This window comes from Niastella koreensis GR20-10 (assembly GCF_000246855.1).
GTDB classification, from domain to species: domain Bacteria; phylum Bacteroidota; class Bacteroidia; order Chitinophagales; family Chitinophagaceae; genus Niastella; species Niastella koreensis.
Window position 1 is genome coordinate 4,872,899 of sequence record NC_016609.1, and the last position, 19,542, is coordinate 4,892,440.

General features: G+C 40.4%; 19 protein-coding genes and 1 tRNA gene. 12 read left to right on the plus strand and 8 right to left on the minus strand.

From position 1 onward, the window contains the following. Window positions 1-63 precede the first annotated feature (63 nt). From NIAKO_RS19040 to NIAKO_RS19055, 4 genes are all read left to right on the plus strand, one after another. A complete protein-coding gene (locus NIAKO_RS19040) occupies window positions 64-708 on the plus strand; it encodes a uracil-DNA glycosylase family protein (RefSeq protein WP_014220078.1) in 645 nt (214 codons plus the stop codon). Between the two features lie 306 nt (window positions 709-1,014). Continuing rightward, window positions 1,015-1,302 (plus strand): hypothetical protein, encoded by a 288-nt coding sequence (locus tag NIAKO_RS19045; protein ID WP_041346998.1) that lies wholly within the window; start codon window positions 1,015-1,017, stop codon window positions 1,300-1,302. A 282-nt stretch (window positions 1,303-1,584) separates the two neighbouring features. Beyond that, complete coding sequence (locus NIAKO_RS19050) at window positions 1,585-1,842, plus strand: hypothetical protein (protein ID WP_014220079.1); 258 nt, start codon at window positions 1,585-1,587, stop codon at window positions 1,840-1,842. Window positions 1,843-2,044: 202 nt separating this feature from the next. Next, on the plus strand, window positions 2,045-2,602 hold the full coding sequence (locus NIAKO_RS19055) for a hypothetical protein (RefSeq protein WP_014220080.1): 558 nt from the start codon (window positions 2,045-2,047) through the stop codon (window positions 2,600-2,602). A gap of 72 nt (window positions 2,603-2,674) precedes the next feature. Here the strand turns inward: NIAKO_RS19055 and NIAKO_RS19060 are convergent, their stop codons facing one another. Continuing rightward, complete coding sequence (locus tag NIAKO_RS19060; RefSeq protein ID WP_049815569.1) at window positions 2,675-3,040, minus strand: hypothetical protein; 366 nt, start codon at window positions 3,038-3,040, stop codon at window positions 2,675-2,677. Between the two features lie 146 nt (window positions 3,041-3,186). Here NIAKO_RS19060 and NIAKO_RS19065 point away from each other — a divergent pair, with 146 nt between their 5' ends. Both NIAKO_RS19065 and NIAKO_RS19070 read left to right on the plus strand, forming a co-directional pair. Beyond that, the gene (locus NIAKO_RS19065; RefSeq protein WP_014220082.1) at window positions 3,187-3,516 is read left to right on the plus strand and encodes a single-stranded DNA-binding protein; all 330 of its coding nucleotides are present in this window, start codon (window positions 3,187-3,189) and stop codon (window positions 3,514-3,516) included. 18 nt (window positions 3,517-3,534) lie between these two features. Continuing rightward, complete coding sequence (locus NIAKO_RS19070) at window positions 3,535-4,107, plus strand: hypothetical protein (RefSeq protein WP_014220083.1); 573 nt, start codon at window positions 3,535-3,537, stop codon at window positions 4,105-4,107. 534 nt (window positions 4,108-4,641) lie between these two features. On the opposite strand, the gene NIAKO_RS19075 is transcribed toward NIAKO_RS19070, so the two are convergent. Both NIAKO_RS19075 and NIAKO_RS19080 read right to left on the minus strand, forming a co-directional pair. Next, window positions 4,642-5,022, minus strand: coding sequence for a nuclear transport factor 2 family protein (locus NIAKO_RS19075; protein ID WP_014220084.1), 381 nt, complete (start codon window positions 5,020-5,022; stop codon window positions 4,642-4,644). Between the two features lie 77 nt (window positions 5,023-5,099). Then, window positions 5,100-5,993 (minus strand): helix-turn-helix domain-containing protein, encoded by an 894-nt coding sequence (locus NIAKO_RS19080; RefSeq protein ID WP_014220085.1) that lies wholly within the window; start codon window positions 5,991-5,993, stop codon window positions 5,100-5,102. A gap of 624 nt (window positions 5,994-6,617) precedes the next feature. Between NIAKO_RS19080 and NIAKO_RS19085 the strand changes: the two genes are divergently transcribed. The 4 genes from NIAKO_RS19085 to NIAKO_RS19100 all read left to right on the plus strand — a co-directional run bounded on the left by NIAKO_RS19085 (window position 6,618) and on the right by NIAKO_RS19100 (window position 12,044). After that, a complete protein-coding gene (locus tag NIAKO_RS19085) occupies window positions 6,618-7,880 on the plus strand; it encodes a hypothetical protein (protein WP_014220086.1) in 1,263 nt (420 codons plus the stop codon). A gap of 938 nt (window positions 7,881-8,818) precedes the next feature. Next, window positions 8,819-10,012 carry an IPT/TIG domain-containing protein gene (locus tag NIAKO_RS19090; RefSeq protein WP_014220087.1) on the plus strand — a complete coding sequence of 398 codons (1,194 nt, stop codon included), beginning with the start codon at window positions 8,819-8,821 and terminating at the stop codon, window positions 10,010-10,012. Between the two features lie 262 nt (window positions 10,013-10,274). Further along, window positions 10,275-11,078 (plus strand): SDR family NAD(P)-dependent oxidoreductase, encoded by an 804-nt coding sequence (locus tag NIAKO_RS19095; RefSeq protein ID WP_014220088.1) that lies wholly within the window; start codon window positions 10,275-10,277, stop codon window positions 11,076-11,078. An 84-nt stretch (window positions 11,079-11,162) separates the two neighbouring features. Further along, on the plus strand, window positions 11,163-12,044 hold the full coding sequence (locus tag NIAKO_RS19100; protein ID WP_014220089.1) for an RNA polymerase sigma factor: 882 nt from the start codon (window positions 11,163-11,165) through the stop codon (window positions 12,042-12,044). 590 nt (window positions 12,045-12,634) lie between these two features. On the opposite strand, the gene NIAKO_RS38175 is transcribed toward NIAKO_RS19100, so the two are convergent. From NIAKO_RS38175 to NIAKO_RS19120, 4 genes are all read right to left on the minus strand, one after another. Beyond that, entirely contained in the window at window positions 12,635-13,741 is a 1,107-nt protein-coding gene (locus NIAKO_RS38175; protein ID WP_014220091.1) for a carboxylesterase family protein, read from the minus strand. A 42-nt stretch (window positions 13,742-13,783) separates the two neighbouring features. Beyond that, window positions 13,784-14,059: a hypothetical protein gene (locus NIAKO_RS19110; RefSeq protein WP_014220092.1), complete on the minus strand. Its 276-nt coding sequence runs from the start codon at window positions 14,057-14,059 to the stop codon at window positions 13,784-13,786. 507 nt (window positions 14,060-14,566) lie between these two features. Further along, window positions 14,567-15,817, minus strand: coding sequence for a site-specific integrase (locus NIAKO_RS19115; protein ID WP_014220094.1), 1,251 nt, complete (start codon window positions 15,815-15,817; stop codon window positions 14,567-14,569). Between the two features lie 250 nt (window positions 15,818-16,067). Beyond that, window positions 16,068-16,152: transfer RNA gene (locus NIAKO_RS19120), tRNA-Ser, on the minus strand. 158 nt (window positions 16,153-16,310) lie between these two features. Here NIAKO_RS19120 and NIAKO_RS19125 point away from each other — a divergent pair. After that, on the plus strand, window positions 16,311-16,850 hold the full coding sequence (locus NIAKO_RS19125) for an AAA family ATPase (protein ID WP_014220095.1): 540 nt from the start codon (window positions 16,311-16,313) through the stop codon (window positions 16,848-16,850). 21 nt (window positions 16,851-16,871) lie between these two features. Here the strand turns inward: NIAKO_RS19125 and NIAKO_RS19130 are convergent, their stop codons facing one another. Then, the gene (locus NIAKO_RS19130) at window positions 16,872-18,299 is read right to left on the minus strand and encodes an alpha/beta hydrolase (RefSeq protein ID WP_014220096.1); all 1,428 of its coding nucleotides are present in this window, start codon (window positions 18,297-18,299) and stop codon (window positions 16,872-16,874) included. Window positions 18,300-18,712: 413 nt separating this feature from the next. Here NIAKO_RS19130 and NIAKO_RS19135 point away from each other — a divergent pair, with 413 nt between their 5' ends. After that, window positions 18,713-19,534, plus strand: coding sequence for an AraC family transcriptional regulator (locus NIAKO_RS19135; protein WP_014220097.1), 822 nt, complete (start codon window positions 18,713-18,715; stop codon window positions 19,532-19,534). Window positions 19,535-19,542 lie beyond the last annotated feature (8 nt).

Consider the following 19,542-nt stretch of genomic DNA (forward strand, 5'->3'; position numbering starts at 1 on the left):
ATATCGTGTTTTCCAGTTCTTCTTGTTTGTCACCACCTTAAAAAAAGAAACACCGCGTTGATTATGAGCTATAAAGTTAAATCTTCTTCAACAAAAGACGATTATGTTGTCGAAAAACATCCTTTTGAGCCATTTCTTTTGGACAACACTAGTTATCTGGTTTTAGGAACTTTTCCCACACACATCAGCAACCTTTGTTACAATTTTTATTATTCAAGCAAGGAAAATAATTTTTGGAAGATCATTGAAAAAGTATTTAACCATAGCTTCGTACATCACGCAGAAGATAAAGCGGTTAACGAAAGACAATCATTCCTTAAAGATAATAAAATTGGTGTAACAGATATGCATGAAGTTTGTTATCGAAGAAATAAAAGCTCGTCTGATAAGGATTTATATACTATCCAGCTTCGTAATATCTTTTCTATTCTTGATAGATACCCTTCAATCAGTCGTTTAATTTTGACAAGCAGGACCGAAGTGTTTGGTGCACTGGGACTTTTAAAAACACTTTTTCTGCAACACGAGAAACCTTTTCCTGATATCACTAGGAGAAGCGATAAAATTTTAGAAAGCAAATTTATTTATGCAGGCAGTAAAATTGAAATCGTTGTGCCTTATTCACCATCGCCGAGATTGATAGCTGATAAGGTAACAACAATGGAGGAATTGATCACTATGTACACTTTTTGCCTTAGCTTAGAGTAGTATCTATTTTTAGCGGCCTTATGAGTTTTAAAGCTTTTGTTTACCCTCCCATATAGGGCTTTCAATTTCTTCACATCTACAATTGCTATCCATTTTCATTGACATCCTATTGTACAATATCTTCAGCATTTTTTTAAGTTATTTACTTTGGTCTAGTACTTTTTTAGCGTCACTGATACAGGATCATAATAGTAATCGCTAACAGTTCCATTTTTTATTTTTTCTACCATTTCGTCAATGATAAAGATGGGAACCAAAAACCACTCTTGTGCTGTTACCATCTTTCCAAACCGATCTTTTATTTCAATGGAGAGTTCTAACTTAAAAGATACCTTCGAATGGGCCATCAATATTTCGCTGAAACTCCCGCTGCTATGGGATTCTGACGGAGTAGGGGTAAAAGAAAATTTACAAAAACTGGTATTCCCCAAGGGAATAAGCTATTATCACAAAAATGGGGCATTTCTAACTGACGAAGTAAACGAAGTATTTGAGCCAATCCCGCGCCTGAACTGCATTTCAGAAAGTGATAAAAATAAACAAGGCAGCATTTCTGCTGCCTTGTCCAATTTAGTCGGGTGGACTGGATTCTAACCACCCTATGATTTATTGAATCAATGTTCTGAAAAAGGTAATTTATTCACCCATCGCTTCACTCATTGGTGCATAATGACGAATGAGCTACCTGTTAAAGCAATCTATCCAAATTTACTTTTCAATAACAGGCTGGTATATTGGCTCTGCCACATAACGATGAAAAGCCAGTTCCGGTAAATTTGCCCTGAGTGAAGCAAGATCTTTTAAATGATTAAAATTTATTTATTTCCTAAATATAAATCAATTGTATTTTTAAAACATACGCCATACTTTTGTTCCATGGGAAGAGCAAGAAGTTTAACAAGGTTCAAGAAACAAATTATGTTAAATGGTAAAATGGTGGATATTGATTTTCATCCCGTAAATGCAATAGAGAAACAACTTTATTTTGTTTATATTCCTGTGGACAATAAGCCTTTCCGAATTCATATGCAGAAAACAGCAGATGGTTCTTTTAAAATACCGATGAAAGAACGGGTTCCCAATAATATCTGTGAATTGGAGTCTGCTCTTGAAGAAGCTATTATTAACTCATGACAATAGGAAACATTTTATTATAGTTCGTTAATTGGCTACACAAGACCTTTTAATGTAGATGAGGCTTGAATAGTACGGATTCATAAATGCCTTTACTGATTAAGCATTTTTAACCGGCCTAAATCGGCGAAACCATGGCTAACAAAAGTTCAATCACAGTTATTGGCTGGAATTTTCCCATCAGCATTATCACATCACATTTATGAAAATAATTCCAGGACTTTTGTGCCTTTTATTGATAGGGTGTGCTGACAACAAAACAAAAGAAGACAAACAGACTTTGGACTTTGGTTCATTTTCTATCATTACACCAAATGGTTGGGCAAAAGTCAAGGCACAGGGTACTGATAGTTACGTTGGACGAATTGCAATTGACAAAGCGGATACGATAGATTTTGATTTAGGTTGGTATTCAAACACATTGACAGAACCAGAACCGCAAATCATTGAACGTTCAATGTTAAAAAATATGGATGTACGTGACACGATACAATTCGTTATCGTTGACAGTCGCAAAGGCATTGATCCTGACAACTTCAAAAAAAATAATGTTTCGTGGGACACAATTGATGGACGCAAGGCAAAAATTATTTTCCCAAGACAATCAGGCGTTGGCACGACAGGAATTTACATTGACAGCTTATGGCAAGCAGGTTCCGGCATTGACAGATTTAATTTGTATGGCGACAATTTAAAGCCAGCAAACGAAAAACTATTTCTTGAAGCATTAAAGACACTGAAATTTCACAAGACGAATTAAAATTGCTGACAATTCGCATTTCCTGATGTGTTTCATGCCCGGTTCGTACCTTTTCCTGCACCCAGGCTTCCCTCACTTAAAACTTTTCACCACCTTTAGCCTCTCTTCATCTATCTTTCGGTACCCATAATTGTAACAGAAAGTATATTCATTCTTCTGATAGCTGCTAAGGACATGATGGGTATGGTAAGTAAACTCGAATCCCATTTTCAGTAGTGTTTCCCGGGTGACAATTTCCTCGTGTTTGACCCCCAGCACTTTTTTCAGAATCCGCCGGTTGTTTTTCAGCGCCTTCTCTATGCGAATGATCTCGTTTCTCGACTCCGCTTTCTGGTTATTATGATACTCGTTCTTACACCCTTCTGAGCAGAATTTACGGTCGGCCCTACCCTGTTTGATCGGCCCTTGACATCGCAGGCATTGACGTGGTTCCATCATAGTTAGGTATTGTTCTGCAATATACTATCCGTTTTTTACACGTTTATACGATTGTATATCCGTAACTACACTTGTAATCTTCGTTTAACTCTCCCCGCAACTCCTACTTTCGATTCCTAATTCATTACTCACCAAATACTTATCAAATGTTCCCGAATAACATGGTAATGCTGATTGGCTATGTAGGTCAGCATCTTACAATAAGCAAGACAACGAAGGGAGTTAAAAGACTGAAGATCCGGGTAGCCACCCACAACGTTTACAAGGGAGAGAAAAAAGAGCACCGATATACCACCATCTGGCACAACGTAATTGCCTGGGGCAAACTGGCAGATCTTGCCGCCACGCGTTTTGTCAAAGGCAGCCGCATCAGGGTGCATGGTTCTATTTGTTACCGGAGTTTTAACACTAAAGAAGGCTGTGTTCGCCACATCGCAGAGATAAAAGCTGAATTCCTGCAAAACCTGGATCGCTAATCCCTTAAAATCCTGATCATGCAACCCTTTAAATATTTGGTATCCCACAAAATCATCTATTGGGGCTGTCTTTTCGATTCCCTGTTGGAACTAAAATACGCCATCTCAATTCATAAAGACTACGAATTTCTTCGCGCCTACATCCCGGTCTATTACGACCCCAAAACCCGCAAACCGGTTGTTCATATAAGGGGCAATACCCGGCGCTACACCCCCGATTTCTTGATCCGCCATAAACTCACCCGGGAAGCCCACTGGGTGGAAATCAAACCCGGGGCCTTTGCCAGCAGCCCACAACTGGTCATACGCAAAGAGGTCGCAGAAAATTACATCCGCTGGAAAAAATATGACTGGTCTTTCAAGGTCGTTTTTGACGATGAAATTGTCCTACCACCCGAAGACGAACAGTTATTCAACGAGTATAAAAAACTTCTATGCAAATCGGCCGGCAAGTTAGATATGGAAGCATTCAATAAACTGTTCAACCGTGCGGTTCCTCCATTTTATGCAAGTGTCCCTGATCAGAAGCGCATCCGTTATGTAATGTATGGCACCAGCTCTTGCAATAGCTCAGGAGGATTCCCCACATAATTTTTCTTTGGCCAGCTGGTCCCCTGGCAACTCCTGTTAGGACGCTCCGTTGACGGTTCGGTAAGTCTATGGGACTGATCTGTTTCAATTATCCAATACTCCTGCTATCTCGCGTTTTGCGCAATTGGGGCCGACGGAAGTGATCTCAATATCATATCTCTATCAAACTTCAGTTAATGAGCTGACATTAGTTCTTTAACGCTGGGGCATTTTGCTACGAACTTAGTGCCGCAGGTTTATTGCGGTTAAAAAAATATTTCGTTTCTTTATTGGGTTGACCGGCTGAGCAGTGGAACATGAAATATCCCAACTGCGCAAAGCCGCAACGTTACCTGCTATAAAATGCAACCACTGCTAAACATCATGTTTTCGATTTTGACACTTATCACGGTGACAAGTAGCGCAATTGGACAATCGTCCAACAATTACCAAACAAAACGATTACTCCACACCAGGTTCAACCACCGTAGCAGCAAAGAGGTCTGGTCATGGGAAAAGATCAAAAGCTGACGGAGGCACGGATGCCGCTATCTTCTACAGCGGTTGGCGATAAGAGATCTTATCCATAAACAGCCATTTCCCGTCTAACTTTACGAGGTTAAACCGATCAATAAACCGAAAAGTGGGGAAAGTCAATTGCACATGCGCAGACGCGGTATCCCCATCCCAGGAATAGGAAAGGACTTCGGACTGGCATTCCTGTAATGCAGCCGTTTTAACCGCATCGAGGTATTGCGGCACCGTCCACTGAACCAGTTTTCCCTCCATAACCATCCTTATGTAAGCATCTGGGTGAAAGGCGCGCCGCAGTCTTTCGATGTCTTTAACAGGACGGCCTTCAAGATAATCGTTTATGGGAAGAAGAATGGACTGGGTTTCTGCTTCTACTTCGGTCTTGTTTGTTGTAGTTTCCATGAATTTACAATTATGAAACAAAATTAATCAGGCGAATAATGGTAAAATCAAACTATTCAAACGGATACTTCTAAAATTCAAACAGCATGCTTCCTTAGTTCATTTGGAGTCGTACCGGCATGTTTCTTATAAAAACTATTAAAATAGCCCGGATACTGGAACCCAAGGCAGTATCCAATCTCCGCAATAGGCCAGTCTGTATTGCGCAGGAGATCATTGGCTTCCAACAATATTCTGGCAGCTATGTGCTCGGTAGTTGTTTTGCCCGTAAAGTCTTTGACCGCCCTGTTCAAATGGTTCGTATGTAGCGAAAGCTGTTTGGCAAAATCCTTTGCAGAACGGAGTTGAAGCACATTCTGACGCGAATCGACAGGGAATTGCCTATTCAAAAGCTCTAAAAATAAATTGGCTATTCTGGCAGCAGCATTCAAATCACGGTCATGATCCCGGGTCGGCTGCATCTTTAAGGCGTGATGAACGATTAAATGAAGGTAATTTCGTAATATGTCATATTTGTGTACATAGTTCTCCACATTCTCCCTCATCATAGCTTTAAAGAAAGCAGCTATTTCATCCACACTATCTGCATCAGGAAAAAAAACCTTGTCTGTGTCAATCCGAAACATCGGCAGATCATTAAGCAATCCTTCCCTTTGTTGGATGAAAGCCTGGTTGAATATACAAAACCATCCTTGCTGATTAGTTGAATGAGGATCCCAATTATAAGGGATCATGGGATTTGAAAACACGAGAGCTGGGCGATCAATATTAAAAGATTGATTAGCATAATCAAGCCTTCCGGTTCCCAATATCAAAGTGACTTTATAATAATCTCTTCGGGAAAATGGGATTGCTCTTATGCAGGATGCCCGCTCAAAAATATTGATATGAGGCTTGTCGGCCCGAATCCGTTCCGGAGCCGGATAATCGATACGCTCATAAAAGCCTGAAATATCTTCCCGCTTGTTCATAGTGCAAAATTACACAATTCAAACAATAATGCATTATGAAGCAACTGACGCCTTTTCTACTGAAACGGGACGCTTCGAAAAGGATTCAGGTCAATGACTCTTTTACTGACAAGCCATGCAAAGAAAGTAGTGAGGTAGCCTGTTATAGGTAGTTAAAAGCCTTTGGCTTGACTACAATTTCAGGCTTGTATTTTGTCCAGTTTGACTTCAGTGGACTTAATCGTACCATGATGTAAATTCTTTGGTAGATAAGCCAAAGGAAGGTTCAAAGAATATCTAACCAAGTAACTGCATAAAAGCGCCTTCCTGCCAAATCCTTATTCCTTCCACAACTCAAAAATAATAACTTGCAAATATTGTTTCCCCTTAAATTTAGCGTATAATAGTGGAAATACAAGCATTAGCGGCAAGTTTGCGGACTGCCCAAGACGTGATGAAGAAGCCAGCGAGGTCTGGAGCGACAGATTGCAATATGGCGCCGAGGAAAGAGGATGCTTTGGCCCGGCTACTACCAAACGAATGAAGTTCCTGGAATATATTGCCAATAGTTTGGGCAAGACAAAGAGAGCGGGTAACGAAGACGAAGGCGATTGGATGTAATTAGTACAATAAAATATTATTAACATGCAGGTGAACGAAGCATCGGAAAGATGGATCAGAGAAAGTAAAGCTTACAAAGACAAATTGAATGACTGGTTCGATACCATCCAAATGGATGGAAGAAGACCAACAGAACCAATTCCCGAAGATACCAGGGAAGATATGGCGGCGTATGTGCTGGAACAGGTGATAAAATATAACCGGGAAGGTAATTATGATCTGTTACGTAAATTATTTCCACCCGATACGCAAGTGCTTGGACTAAAAAATAAGACAGAATATGTGAGCAGGGCCATACCGCAGCCCGATAATTCACTTATTGTGAATATTGGTAACTGGCAGGAAGCAAGACGGGTGTATTTGATCAGAAATAATACTTTTATATTACAGGAAGGCATGATCACATTCGGTACATCCTTTGATAAAAAGTATTTTGCTAAAGTATATGGCGATAGAATAGACCTGACAAAAAGTTGGGATGGCGCTGTACTTAGATCATTATATACACCGGAAAAACTGGATATTCAACAGATAGTTGTATTTCCTTCAGGCCAAAAGATAGCTATAGCAAGCGAGAAAGGCATCTTTGTAATTGACGAAAAAGGAAGTGAACGTATTGAAACCGAAAACAGCGATAAACTAACTTATCCGCATGTAGATATCTCGCCCGATGAAAAATTCCTCGCGGCAGGTTCCGCCAATTCAAAACACCTGGTGTTTGAATACAAAAATGGCAAATGGGTAGTTTCTACAATTATAGAACCCTTTGGCAGAAATCCCAATTACGTTAAGTTCAATTATAAAATGGATGTTCATCAGCACGTGTTGTTTGGTTCCTTAGATGAAAGGTATGGCACGCTTTCCTTATCGGTTGACTATATAAAACCGGGCCTTACAACCTCTTTGTATGATATGGAAGAAATAGTACACCTGGTTGATAATGTTTACGAGGTATACTCAGCTGATGGGTTCGACGGTGGTTATATCATGGGCTATGATTGTCTTATTGAACTTAGAGGGTTAGCCGGAATGGGGCTTGGTCAGTTAAGTGCTTCGGGCACTGTGAACAGCCTCGATTATACAGCCGAAACAAGTATACTGGTAGCAGCCTGCAGCCAGGGCGAGGTGATTATATACGATGGTAGCGAACGTTATACGAATGACAGGCTGTTTCGTTTACGTCAGGAAAAAGAAAGAAGACGCGACGATATGGCCCTTACCACAACAGCTTTTAAGGATATAAAACGATACCTGTTCCTTAAAGGCCATGAACCAATGATCTGGTAGGAAAAAGCATTCATAATGAAGAAAGAAGCTCTGGAACTGGAATTGCAGGAAATAATGTCGGTGCAACTTCTTCTTATTCAGACTCCAGAAAATCTATGCCTAAACAAACAATCCCACAACTTTTTCACTCGATCCAATGAAGTAAAGTAGGAGAGTACCTAAATGAAAAAAGCCCTGAAACTCTCTTCTATAAAGAATTTCAAGGCTTTTTTTGTGGGTCGGGATGGCTGGACAGATTTCTAACCTGTTGATAAATGTTTTGACGGAAATTCAACGGATTAAATATCTGATAAATATTTATGAATGCCAGATCTGATATAATAAATTTCCGGGCCCCTTATGATGGATAACATTAAATGGTTATCCTTATAAGTGCTGTGTGCCGATTCTAATACAGTTTGCTTTGGTTATGCAAAAGATGTTACCTCATCGAACATCAAGTCGAAAAATAAAATCAAGTTCTCGCACACAGTGAAGTGACTTCGCATCAATCGATAAATCAATTTAGTAGCACATCACCTTTGCGATATGTAAAATCTCATGAAATTTCATTCCGTGGCAAAAAACACTCATTAGAAATTACGTAATCAGGTTTATATACATAGAGGATTATATATAAAATCAACCTCGTACAACATCCAAGTATTTCTATAGTTTCATTGTATCAGAAAAAATACCTTGCGCCCCTATTTTACTAACCTGGCAAGAGATATTTATTTCGTTGTTTTCACTGGCAATATCTTTTAATTGAGTTGGTGACAACTGGATCATTTTGCAAAAAATGTCAAAATTCTTTAAAAAATTTCCGGGGCACGATAGGAATTTTTTAAAAGATCAGGTTGTACAGGTAAATACCATTCCGCGATTAGCTTGCTCCTCATAAAAAACGCAGCAATACGCTATTGGATTTACTGAATTAACAACAATAAATGCTAACTATGAACATTAGAAATGTAACTTTTATCCTGATGCTTGGCCTCCTTATCCTTTTTTCTATGTGCAAAAAAGATACGGCTAGCCCGCCCCCCAATACAGGAGGAAATGGCGGTAATGGCGGTAATGGCTCAAACAACAATGGTTTGCGGTTTGTAAGTTTTTCTCCGGAATCAGGAGCTATTGGAGATACTGTTAATATTAATTTTACCGGCTACGCCAATAATATAAGCGTGAACTTTGGCAATACGCCAGCAAGGGTACTAAGTTTTAATACAACCACCACCAATAATGTACAGAGCACAGTAATCAGGGTATTAGTACCTGATATGCCTGATACAACAACAAAGATCAAGGTAAAGGTAGATACCGTGTTATTCACATCTGAAAAAAGCTTTACCAGAACAAATATTCCTCAGTTTTCAGGATTTTCACCTGCTAATGGATTTATCGGAGATACCATTACCATTACAGGAACATTTTATGAAAGATATACGCCTGATGTTCGCTTTGGAAATATTCGTGCATCGGTAATTTCGAATGATAATAAGACGATGAAGATTGTAGTACCGAATGATATAGACAATGCAACTCCTGCTATTACTGTTGTTGACGGACAAACTATGACGAGTACAACGCTCTTTCATTTAAAGGCGCCCGTGATTGACTCTATAACACCTAAAACGGCATATATAGGGCAGACAGTAAGAATAATAGGAAAAGGATTCCTTGGTCCTTTTTCTTCCACGTACAACAATGTGTACCTGGATAATTCACTTGTATATAATAATGCTGAAAGCAATACGTCAATAGCCATAAATACTAAAAATGCCAGTCTCGGATCACACACTATTGCTGTAGAAGTTGCCGGTTTGAAAACCGTGGCAAAAGACCCCCTGAGTCTGATTGCGCCGGTTCCACCAGTAATTACTTCCATTCTTGAGGACACGGTTACTAATGGTACTACAATTGAAATTATGGGGAATCACCTGCTTTCTCCTGCTCCTGAAATGCCTGCAACAGTTACAACAGTTGATCAGGATGGCAATATAAGAAATTTTCGCATCCAGTACAATGCTGATAATGAGATCATTGCGTGGGTACCCTCTTTAAGCAAAACAGGGCAATATAAGATAACGGTAACTGTATTGTCGTCATCAGTTACGTATAGCAAGCCGCTTACCTATTTAAGTTATTGATCTAATAACGAGATAAATCAGCAAAAGAAGCCATCCCGCTAGCTGGGGGATGGCTTCTTTCCGGGTCAGCTGGACAAGTCTAAACCAGTTTATGAATGGTTTGATTGAGATCCAAAAAATTAAGCATTTATATATTGCTTTTGCAAGAACGCTGTAATGTTCTACAAATATTTAAAATCAATCACTTATAAAGCTTTAATTTTTTTTTGAAAAATTCCGACCATTTTGTGTGGCTTGTTCGTCAAAAGATAAATCACACAAAATGCAAGATCTAAAAGACAAAGTAGCCGTTGTATTTGCCGCATCCGGAGAGATTGCGGGAGCAGTTGCACGGTCGTTTTCTCAACACGGAGCAAAAGTGTATGTTACCGCCCGAAACATGGACTTCGTAAAAGCTTTAGCCAAAGAAATCAATGCCAATGGCGGACAAGCAGAAGCCGCCCAGGTAGATGCGTTGAATGAAACCGAGATAGACAATTGCTTAAAAAAAGTTGTTGCCGACACTGGCAGGCTGGATATCATATTCAATGGTATCGGGGTTAGTTATAGCGAGATGGGTGACCGCCTGCCCACAACGGTAGCTACTTTCGAACAATTCATGGCGCCGATGGAAAAGATCTGCGGTTCACAATTCCTTACTTCAAGGGTAGCGGCGAAGTATATGATACAAACCCAATCAGAGGGAACCATCTTACTTTTAACAGCCGCGCTATCCAGATCAAAATTGCCCAATCTGGCAGGTATTACGGCCGCCAGCGCAGCCATTGAAGGATTGACTCGTGTAATGTCTGCAGAATGGGGTAAAGATGGTATTAAGGTGATCTGCGTATGCGCGGGCGCATTGATGGAAACAAATAGGATTTCCGGATGGATAAATGCCGCTGCCAAACAGTATGGAATACCTGTGGAGCAGTTGATTGCACAGTACAAAGCATTTGACATTTTAAAAATGAGCCCCACATTGAAGCAATTGGGGGATACGGCGGCATTTCTCGCATCTGATACAGGTGTAGCTTTCAATAGTCATGTTGTTGATGTAGATTGCGGCAAGCTCAATATTTTATAATATATATATAGCATCCTGTTATACATTAGCGGTTGCAGCCTTGCGAAAGAAGGCTGCAATCTTCGTTAATTATTAATGAATTAGATGGAAAATAAAAATACCCTTGAATTGGCCATATCAGGCGACATCAATGCGTTTCAGATACTGTTTGCAGAATTTCAGAATCAGTTGAAATCCTATCTGTATCGTTTGCTTACTGATCGGAACGATGTAGATGACCTGGCGCATGATACCTTTATAAAAGCGTTTTCTAAAATATCAACCTTTAACCAGGAGTCTTCCCTGAAAACCTGGGTATTTAAGATAGCTACCAACCTGGCGTATGATCATTTAAGAAAATTAAAAAGATGGGGCGCTGATGCACAGGACCGGGCAGCCGACCTGGCCATTAGTTCAGAAGAGATAAGGCAGGTATTCTGGATGGTACACGATAATTCTCCTGCCGGTGCTTACGAAATGAAAGAGCATATCGACTACTGTTTCACCTGTATTTCAAAAACTTTACCGATAGAAAATCAGGTAGCGTTGATCTTAAAGAATATCTATAATTTTCAAGTAAATGAAATTGGTATTATACTCGAAAAAACGGAAGGTGTAATAAAACACCTGTTGAATGACGCCAGAAATATAATGACGGACATTTTCGAGAACCGATGCGCGTTAATCAATAAGAATGGTGTTTGTCACCAATGCAGCCATATCAATGAAATTTTCAATCCTAAACAGGATCAACAGGAAGAATTGATGAAATTAGAATTAGTAAAGGCATCGAAGAAATATAATAGAGAGCAGCTTTTTGCTTTGCGGACAGCCTTAGTAAAGGCTATTGATCCACTGCATGCTGCCGGTACCGACTTCCACGAAGAAATCATGCGGTGTCTCAGAACGGCCATCGGTGAAAAAAGTAGTTTCTTTGACAAGAAGACCAGAAATGCCTATGAAGACAATAAAACTTTTGAGGAGTAATAACGAAAACTAATATTTTCGAAGGCTGTATAGCCAGCCTGGGATCATTTTTAAAACCCGTATAGTTATTTTAAGACGAGGCACACCTTGCAAAACAACCTGGCTATGGAGGATGCAAAGATTGAGGAATTGGAAGAAAACTATTATGTTGATAAAAGAGTGCCCGCTGAAACCTATGATAGATTAATGATAAAGCTCGCCTTTCCCCGGCATATCGCCACCTAAGCCTAATCCTACCATTGTAATTGGTAATACTGATTGTCCCCTTAGAGGATTTTAGTTTCTGACCCATTTCTGATCCAAAATGTGTTTTGAAAGGTCAAATGAGGGTCGATTCTTCGGCTGTACAGAATGCTATTAGCAAAATGAAAAAAGCCCTGAAACTCTCTTCTATAAAGAATTTCAAGGCTTTTTTTGTGGGTCGGGCCGGCTGGACGAATTTCGAACCAATTCCTGAACGCTCTTATTCAAATTCAACGACTTAAATAACAGTAATTGTATTATGCTTTCAATTGAATGTTTGACGGTATACAAGTAGCGATTAATTATATTATTTATCCGGCAACCGAACGTCCCATGTAACATTAAGTTTAATCGTTGGCCCTTTGGGAAAAAAGCCAATCCCATAAACCTGGTGTTATACTTGTTTTATACCAGATATTATGGCCTTCATCGGGAAACTCCGTATATCTTGGATGGCCACCCGCATTTTTCATTGCATTGATCATATCCCTGGAACCACTAACCGGAACGTTTTTGTCATTTTTACCATGGAAAGCCCATACGGCTACGCTTATTGCCCTTGAGGCAAGGGCGGTATCACCTCCTCCGCAAACTGGTATCGCAGCAGCAAATAAATCGGGGCGTTTACAAATAAAGTTCCATGCGCCGTATCCGCCTCTTGATAGACCTGTTACATAACGCCTTTCGCTGTCTATGTTGAACTGCGTATTCAAAGAACTGATAGCGTCAAACACCAGTGAATCTATTGACGGATAGTATGGAATACCTCCCCAGCCGCTACCCGGCGGGCAGTGAGGAATAAAAATAAAAGCAGGATACTTCTTTCTGTTATCGTCAGTTGACAACAATTCAGCAGCAACCGACCCTTCAATTTGTCTTATCCAATCCGTTCCGGGCTGACCACCATAAGGTAGCGATACAACCAACGGGTATTTTTTTGTAGGGTCATAGTCCAGTGGTTTTAGAATTCTATACGGCAACACCTCGCCTTTACTATTCACAAAATTTCTGAGTTCAAATAACTGAGCCATCTTCTTTGTCTTTTCAAAGTTCCGCTTTGCCCAATCAACGGGAGTATAACAATCGGAATATATCCTTATTCCAAATATTAGCATAAATATAAAACTTACTATTGCTGCTAGTTGCGAAACAGTACGTAAACCTTTTCGCATCTGCAAACCAGCATTGTTGAGCGAAATTCTTTTGAGTTCACCAATAAAATGAATGATCAATGAAACAGGAATCATGCTGCTGCCTAAATAAACCCATTCAGATATCTTTTCGACTTTGTTGTTAATTTCAGCAGATGAATATGATGTGTACGAGACAAGGGCTGATGAATAGATTACGCTGCTGGCTATCATAAGAAAGCCGGATATCTTTATCCATATTCCTTTTTCTGGCTTGGGTAATAAAAGGCTAAACGCATATAATATACCGGTACTTAAATACATTATGAATAATGGTATATTGTAATTGGAGAATTTTTGGAACTTCTAAATAATGAAAGCGAGAATGGCAAAACCGAAATTACAGGCAACTGAAATGATTCCCGTAATAAAAACAAATCGGTATTTCTTAAAATGGTAATATTTTAATAAAAATATGGATCCTGCTAAGGCCGTAATACTTGATGTTAAAAACCACTTACTAAACGAAGCCAGAAAAAACATTTGCCCGCCAAGCTGCATTCGAATAATACTTTGCAGTAAGGTTGAAGCAGCTGAAAGACCGAGGAAAAAGATCAGAATAATATAAAATGTTTTATTCATATGGCAACAGTTAATCCAGGAGACGCAGTGGTAGCATTTTTCAATAGCTTCGATTATTTAATGGAGTTAGTAAATATAAAAATAAATTGGCAAATAGATGATCTTCATATCCAATAAAGAAATTAGACTCCAGTAATACTTAAGCCCGGGGTTCTTCTGCCTCGTCTCATTACCGGTCACTAAAACCAAGAATAAAGCTTTCATAATTAGTACATTCTGTTCATAATTTTCACTTGCTATTCATAATTTGATTGCCTTAAAAATTAAACTATCTGAGAATGAATAGCTTTTTTTCATTTTTTGCCAAAAAGGTGAAAATCGGCTTACTGAACAAAGACGCTAACAAAACATAAATAATAAATTAACAACTTAGTATACATCTATGATATACAACATACAACTATCAACAAAACAAGCTAAAGGGAAAAATGGTGCTTCCAACGAAGGTCTGCTTCTATTTTAAGTCTGGTTTTAATTAACATAAGTGCTTTTAAATAATTTTATTATCTACTCGCCTATTTTCGACTTTACAATTCCTCTTTCCAGTTTTTGTTCTAACACCTCCATTTCATTGCTGATCATGATTGGCAACACCTTAGCATAATGTTCTGTTTGTGAAATTCTTTTATGTCCAAGCATATCCCGTAGCGCAATAAGTGAAATACCATTAAGAAGGGTAACCGTCGTAGCAAATGTGTGACGCGCCACATGCGTGGTTAATCCAATGTCAATACCACATAAAGCTGCAATCTCTTTTAGGTACTCGTTGTATGTAGAATTACTTAACACCGGAAGCACCGAGCCGAATTTAATGCACCGCGGATGGCTTTTATACTTTTCAATTATCTCCAAGGTTCTTGCAAGCAAAGGAACTTTAAACGGAACCTTCGATTTTTTCCGTTTCTTTTGAATCCAGATTTTACCGTCAATGCCTATGCTTAGTTCAGTCAATTTTAAATTTGAAATATCGGCATAAGCCAGACCTGTTAAACAACTGAATACAAAAACGTCCCTTACAATACTCAGCCGCTCATTTTCAATTGGCTTGTGTATTAGCGTTTCCAGCTGTGCTTTAGTTAAGAACACAGTATCTACTTCATCTAACGACATATCAAACAACGCCCAGGGATCACTTTTTAACCAACCATGTTTAACACACAGCAAAACAATCTTTTTCACATTGGTAATATACTTCGTAGCAGAATTGTGATTACAATTTCGGGTAGTCCGTAACCACAAATAAAAACCTTTTACAATTTCAAGGTTTAAGGAATGGATATTAATATCCTTAAGCTTGTGTTGAATTTCTAAAAATTCAAAAAAGAAGTTTTTTGCAGTAGTAAATCGCTCTAATGTGGCCGGGCTATATTCTTTCTTATCGACCAGCGCCGCCATTTCCTTATTATGGTCCTCAAACACTAACTTGAACATTCGTCGCCGTTCCGTCGCACCGGAAAGCACATCTTTTATTCCCTGAGCCGTAATATGCTGCTCCTTCTCGATCATATTTGCCCTTGCACCCTGTGCTTTGGCGAGTATCAGATCGATATAAACGTTCAATGCCCTGGCGTCTTCCTTCGTACCGGCAGCTCGTTGCTTATTGGAATCCCACCGACCGATTTCCCATCGGCGTTTTAGTGACAGCTCTTTTGCAATACCATCAACAGTGATCCGCAGATTTAGCAACCAGGGACCTTTTCTAAACGGACTCGGCTTTCTTAAAAGGAACAAAAATCCTACGCTTTTCTCCAACATCATTCAACATTTAAAAGATTATCAAATGTCGATATGCAATGAAGAAAAGTCAAGATGTTCATTAGTGATACAACTTGATTTTAAGCGAGTTACGATAGGATCAGTGAGTGATTTTTTTGGCCTCTTTTGCCACTCACTGAATCACTCACTCAATATTTGATTTGTTTTGTTACAATTTGTCATCGCCCCAAAACAAAAAAGCCTGCAAATCAAGAATTTGCAGGCTTTCAGCATCTTTTGTAATTGATAAGAGCGGAGAGCGAGGGATTCGAACCCCCGGACCTGTTACAGTCAACAGTTTTCAAGACTGCCGCAATCGACCGCTCTGCCAGCTCTCCGGGACAAAAATAGGTCTAGCAATTAAACTGACAAAAAAATCGGAAAAATTTAGTTAGACTTTTTTTTGAGCGTAACGATTACTATTTCAATATTTTGTAGTAATATCCGCACCCCTTTTGCGGTCATTTTACCGGGTATTCCACTACCTTCAACCTGTATGCAGAACTTTTACATCATCTCAGGCGGACCGGGTTCAGGGAAAACCTCCCTTCTCCATGCCTTGGCCAAACAGGGTATTCCCTGTATGCCGGAAGCCGGCCGGGCCATCATCCAGGACCAAATGGCCATTGGCGGCTCAGCCCTGCACTGGGGCGACAAATCCGCCTTTGCCGAACTGATGCTCAGTTGGGAAATGCGCTCCTACCGCGAAGCGCAGCAGTTGCAAGGCCCCGTTTTGTTCGACAGGGGCGTTCCTGATGTAATGGGTTATTTGATGCTGAGCCAGTTGCCGGTACCGGTACATGTTGAAAAAGCAGCGCATCTTTTCAAATACAATCGGTACGTTTTTATGGCTCCCCCATGGAAGGAGATCTTTATGCAGGATGACGAACGGACACAAACTTTTGCGGAGGCCAAGGCTACCTACGACAGCCTGGTAAACGTATATTTGAAACTCGGGTATACCCCGCTTGCTCTTCCGCTGGACACAATGGCCGAACGTGTTCAATTTGTGTTAAAGAACATAATCCATGGATAACTGCAAACGGGATTTGGTCACTTACTCCACCGCTACCCCTTTACCGGCCACCAGTTTTTTGTAAGGGTTCTGAATAAATGTTTTCAGATAATCTACGCCATTTACATAAAAGGGAGGAAGGTGTCCCTGATCATGCACGATCAGCAACTGGCTGTTAGGCATGTAACGTTTGATCAATCTGTTGTAATGGGGCCTGCACCAGGGGTCTACATCTCCCGCAGCAATAATGGCCGGAATATTTGAATATACGGGTTCTTTGGCGGTGGGTGGTTCCGGTTTTACTTTCCAGCAATCGCAGATGGCATGATCCGGATCGTTGAATTTATAACCTGCCAGCCAGGGCAGAATCAATTCCTGCTTTTTTATCAGCTTTTTCCGCGCATATGCAATCTGTTCAGAACAATAAATAGAATAGCGCATGCCATGCGACAGGCGTTCATCGCCTTTAAAGATGCCATCAAGTATTTCTTTTACATAGGGCTCATGCCGGCCATTGACCAGTTCGTTCATTACAAACGGCACCTCCTTTATTTGCCGGTGATTCATCCGGTTCAACAGGGCATCCAGCAGCTCATTCTTTGTATAATGAATTTGCCGGCTTTGCGAATCGCCTTTTGTAGTATAAGCTATCGTAAATGTTTTTCCCGTGATCCCGGTAAAATACTGGCGGAACCGGTCTCTCAGGGTACCATAGGTGCTTTTATCGGTTGAATCGGCTTCGCAATTATCAAAAACCTGGTTAAATGCTTCATTAATATTGAACAACCCTTCTTCTTCATAATTCGTAAAGGCAGGCAATGGGGAATTTAAAATAAGCGACTTCACGCATTCCGGATAATTTTTAGCAACGGTAAGCATTAAACCACCGCTATACGAAATGCCCAGTAAATTCAATTTTCCCAATTGCAAAGCCAGACGCAGGTCGTTAATATCGGCCGCGCTTTCTATGGTAGTATAACTGGAAAGATCGATTCCCTGCGCCACCAACCGCTTCCGGCACTGTTTTGTCGCCTCCAAACGCAGACTGTCTACCGACAGATTTTCTTTATATCCTTTGATCTGCGCCGCATTTATTTCGGCGCAATCCAGGCAGGGCACGGCCCTTTTTGTTCCCCGCTGATCGAAGATGATCAAACTACCAAATTGAAAGAAGTCAGACTTTGCGGTGATCTCCGTAAAATTAGCAATGGTACTATAGCCGGGCCCGCCAGTGGTAAATAAGGTCACAGCTGTATCGGATGCTGATTTCTTTAAATAAACAAATGGCAGTTTTACGGTTCTGCCTGCCGGTTGCTGACGGTTTTCCGGCACTATTAAATAACCGCAGGTAGAAATAAGCGAGGAATCTACTTTTATCATGCAGGTACAAGGTTCAATCTTTGGCACATATCCCTGACTAACAGCGATAGAACCGAGCAGGAGTAACAAGCCAATCATGCTATATTTCATCTTTACTGTTTTGAACAAAAATAGAAGGCGGCGAAACCGGCAGCAAGTAAAAATCGGACAATCTTACCCCTGCTGTAAAGCTGTCATGTTTGGCCGGGAGTCTTACTAAGATAAGGAAGATTAGGTATATTTGTTTTCTCAACTCAGGAATGACCGATAACAAAACGCTCAAACAACAATTCAGCAACTCCATACGCAGAGGTACCGGGAGGATAAAACGATCATCAATCATTTTCAAGAGGACCATCCGGAAATGAATGCCTGGTTGGCATTGTAAGATGCCGGTCAAAATAACCGCTTCATTAAAATATATCTCGAAAAAATTACAGCAGCGAAAGAAATTTTGAGCTTCTCACGAAAGGTAATTAGCAATTTTATCCGCAGCTTTGTGTTGTCAATCGCAGCAGAGTATTATGAAAAAAACGCAGTCGACCACAACCAATCTTCCCGGCGTTCTATACACTCACTTTGGATCAAAAAAAGTGGTGGGTGAACAGTTTATCAGTGAACATGGGTTGTGTCAGATCATTTCAGGCAAATTACAGGTAGCAGATGCCGGCCGCACAAAAGTATTTGGCCCCGGCGACCTGCTGTTCTATCGAAAGAATTTTCTAGCCAAATTCATAAAACAAAACGACGGGCTTTTTCCGTTCCGGTCTATCACAGTTGTGTTCGACCGAAGCGCGCTTGCCCAGTTCAGCCGGCAATACAACCAGGGATTTGAAGAACCTTTCCCTGATAAGGAAGCTGTATTGCAACTGAACAGCAGCCTGCTGCTGGAGAATTATTTCCAAACCCTGCTCCCCTATTTTGATACGCCGTTGCCCGATCACCTGGTGAACCTGAAACGCCAGGAGGCACTTATGCTGTTGCTGCAGATAAACCCGGCATTTAAAAATATCCTGTTCGATCTTGACCAACCGGGGAAAATAGACCTGGAGGCCTTTATGCAGCAGCACTTTAGTTTCAATGTAGAAATGAAAAGGTTTGCATATCTCTCGGGTAGAAGTCTGGCCACTTTTAAACGGGATTTTGAAAAGATCTTTCACACCACGCCTAATCGCTGGCTGCAGGAGCGGCGGTTGCAGGAAGCGCATTTCCTCATAAAGGAATTGAAAAAACGGCCTTCAGAGGTATATCTCGAAGTGGGGTTTGAAACCCTCGCCCACTTTTCCTATGCATTCAAACAATTCTATGGAGTAAATCCATCGAAAGTATCGGCCACTAAAAAATAACACGTACA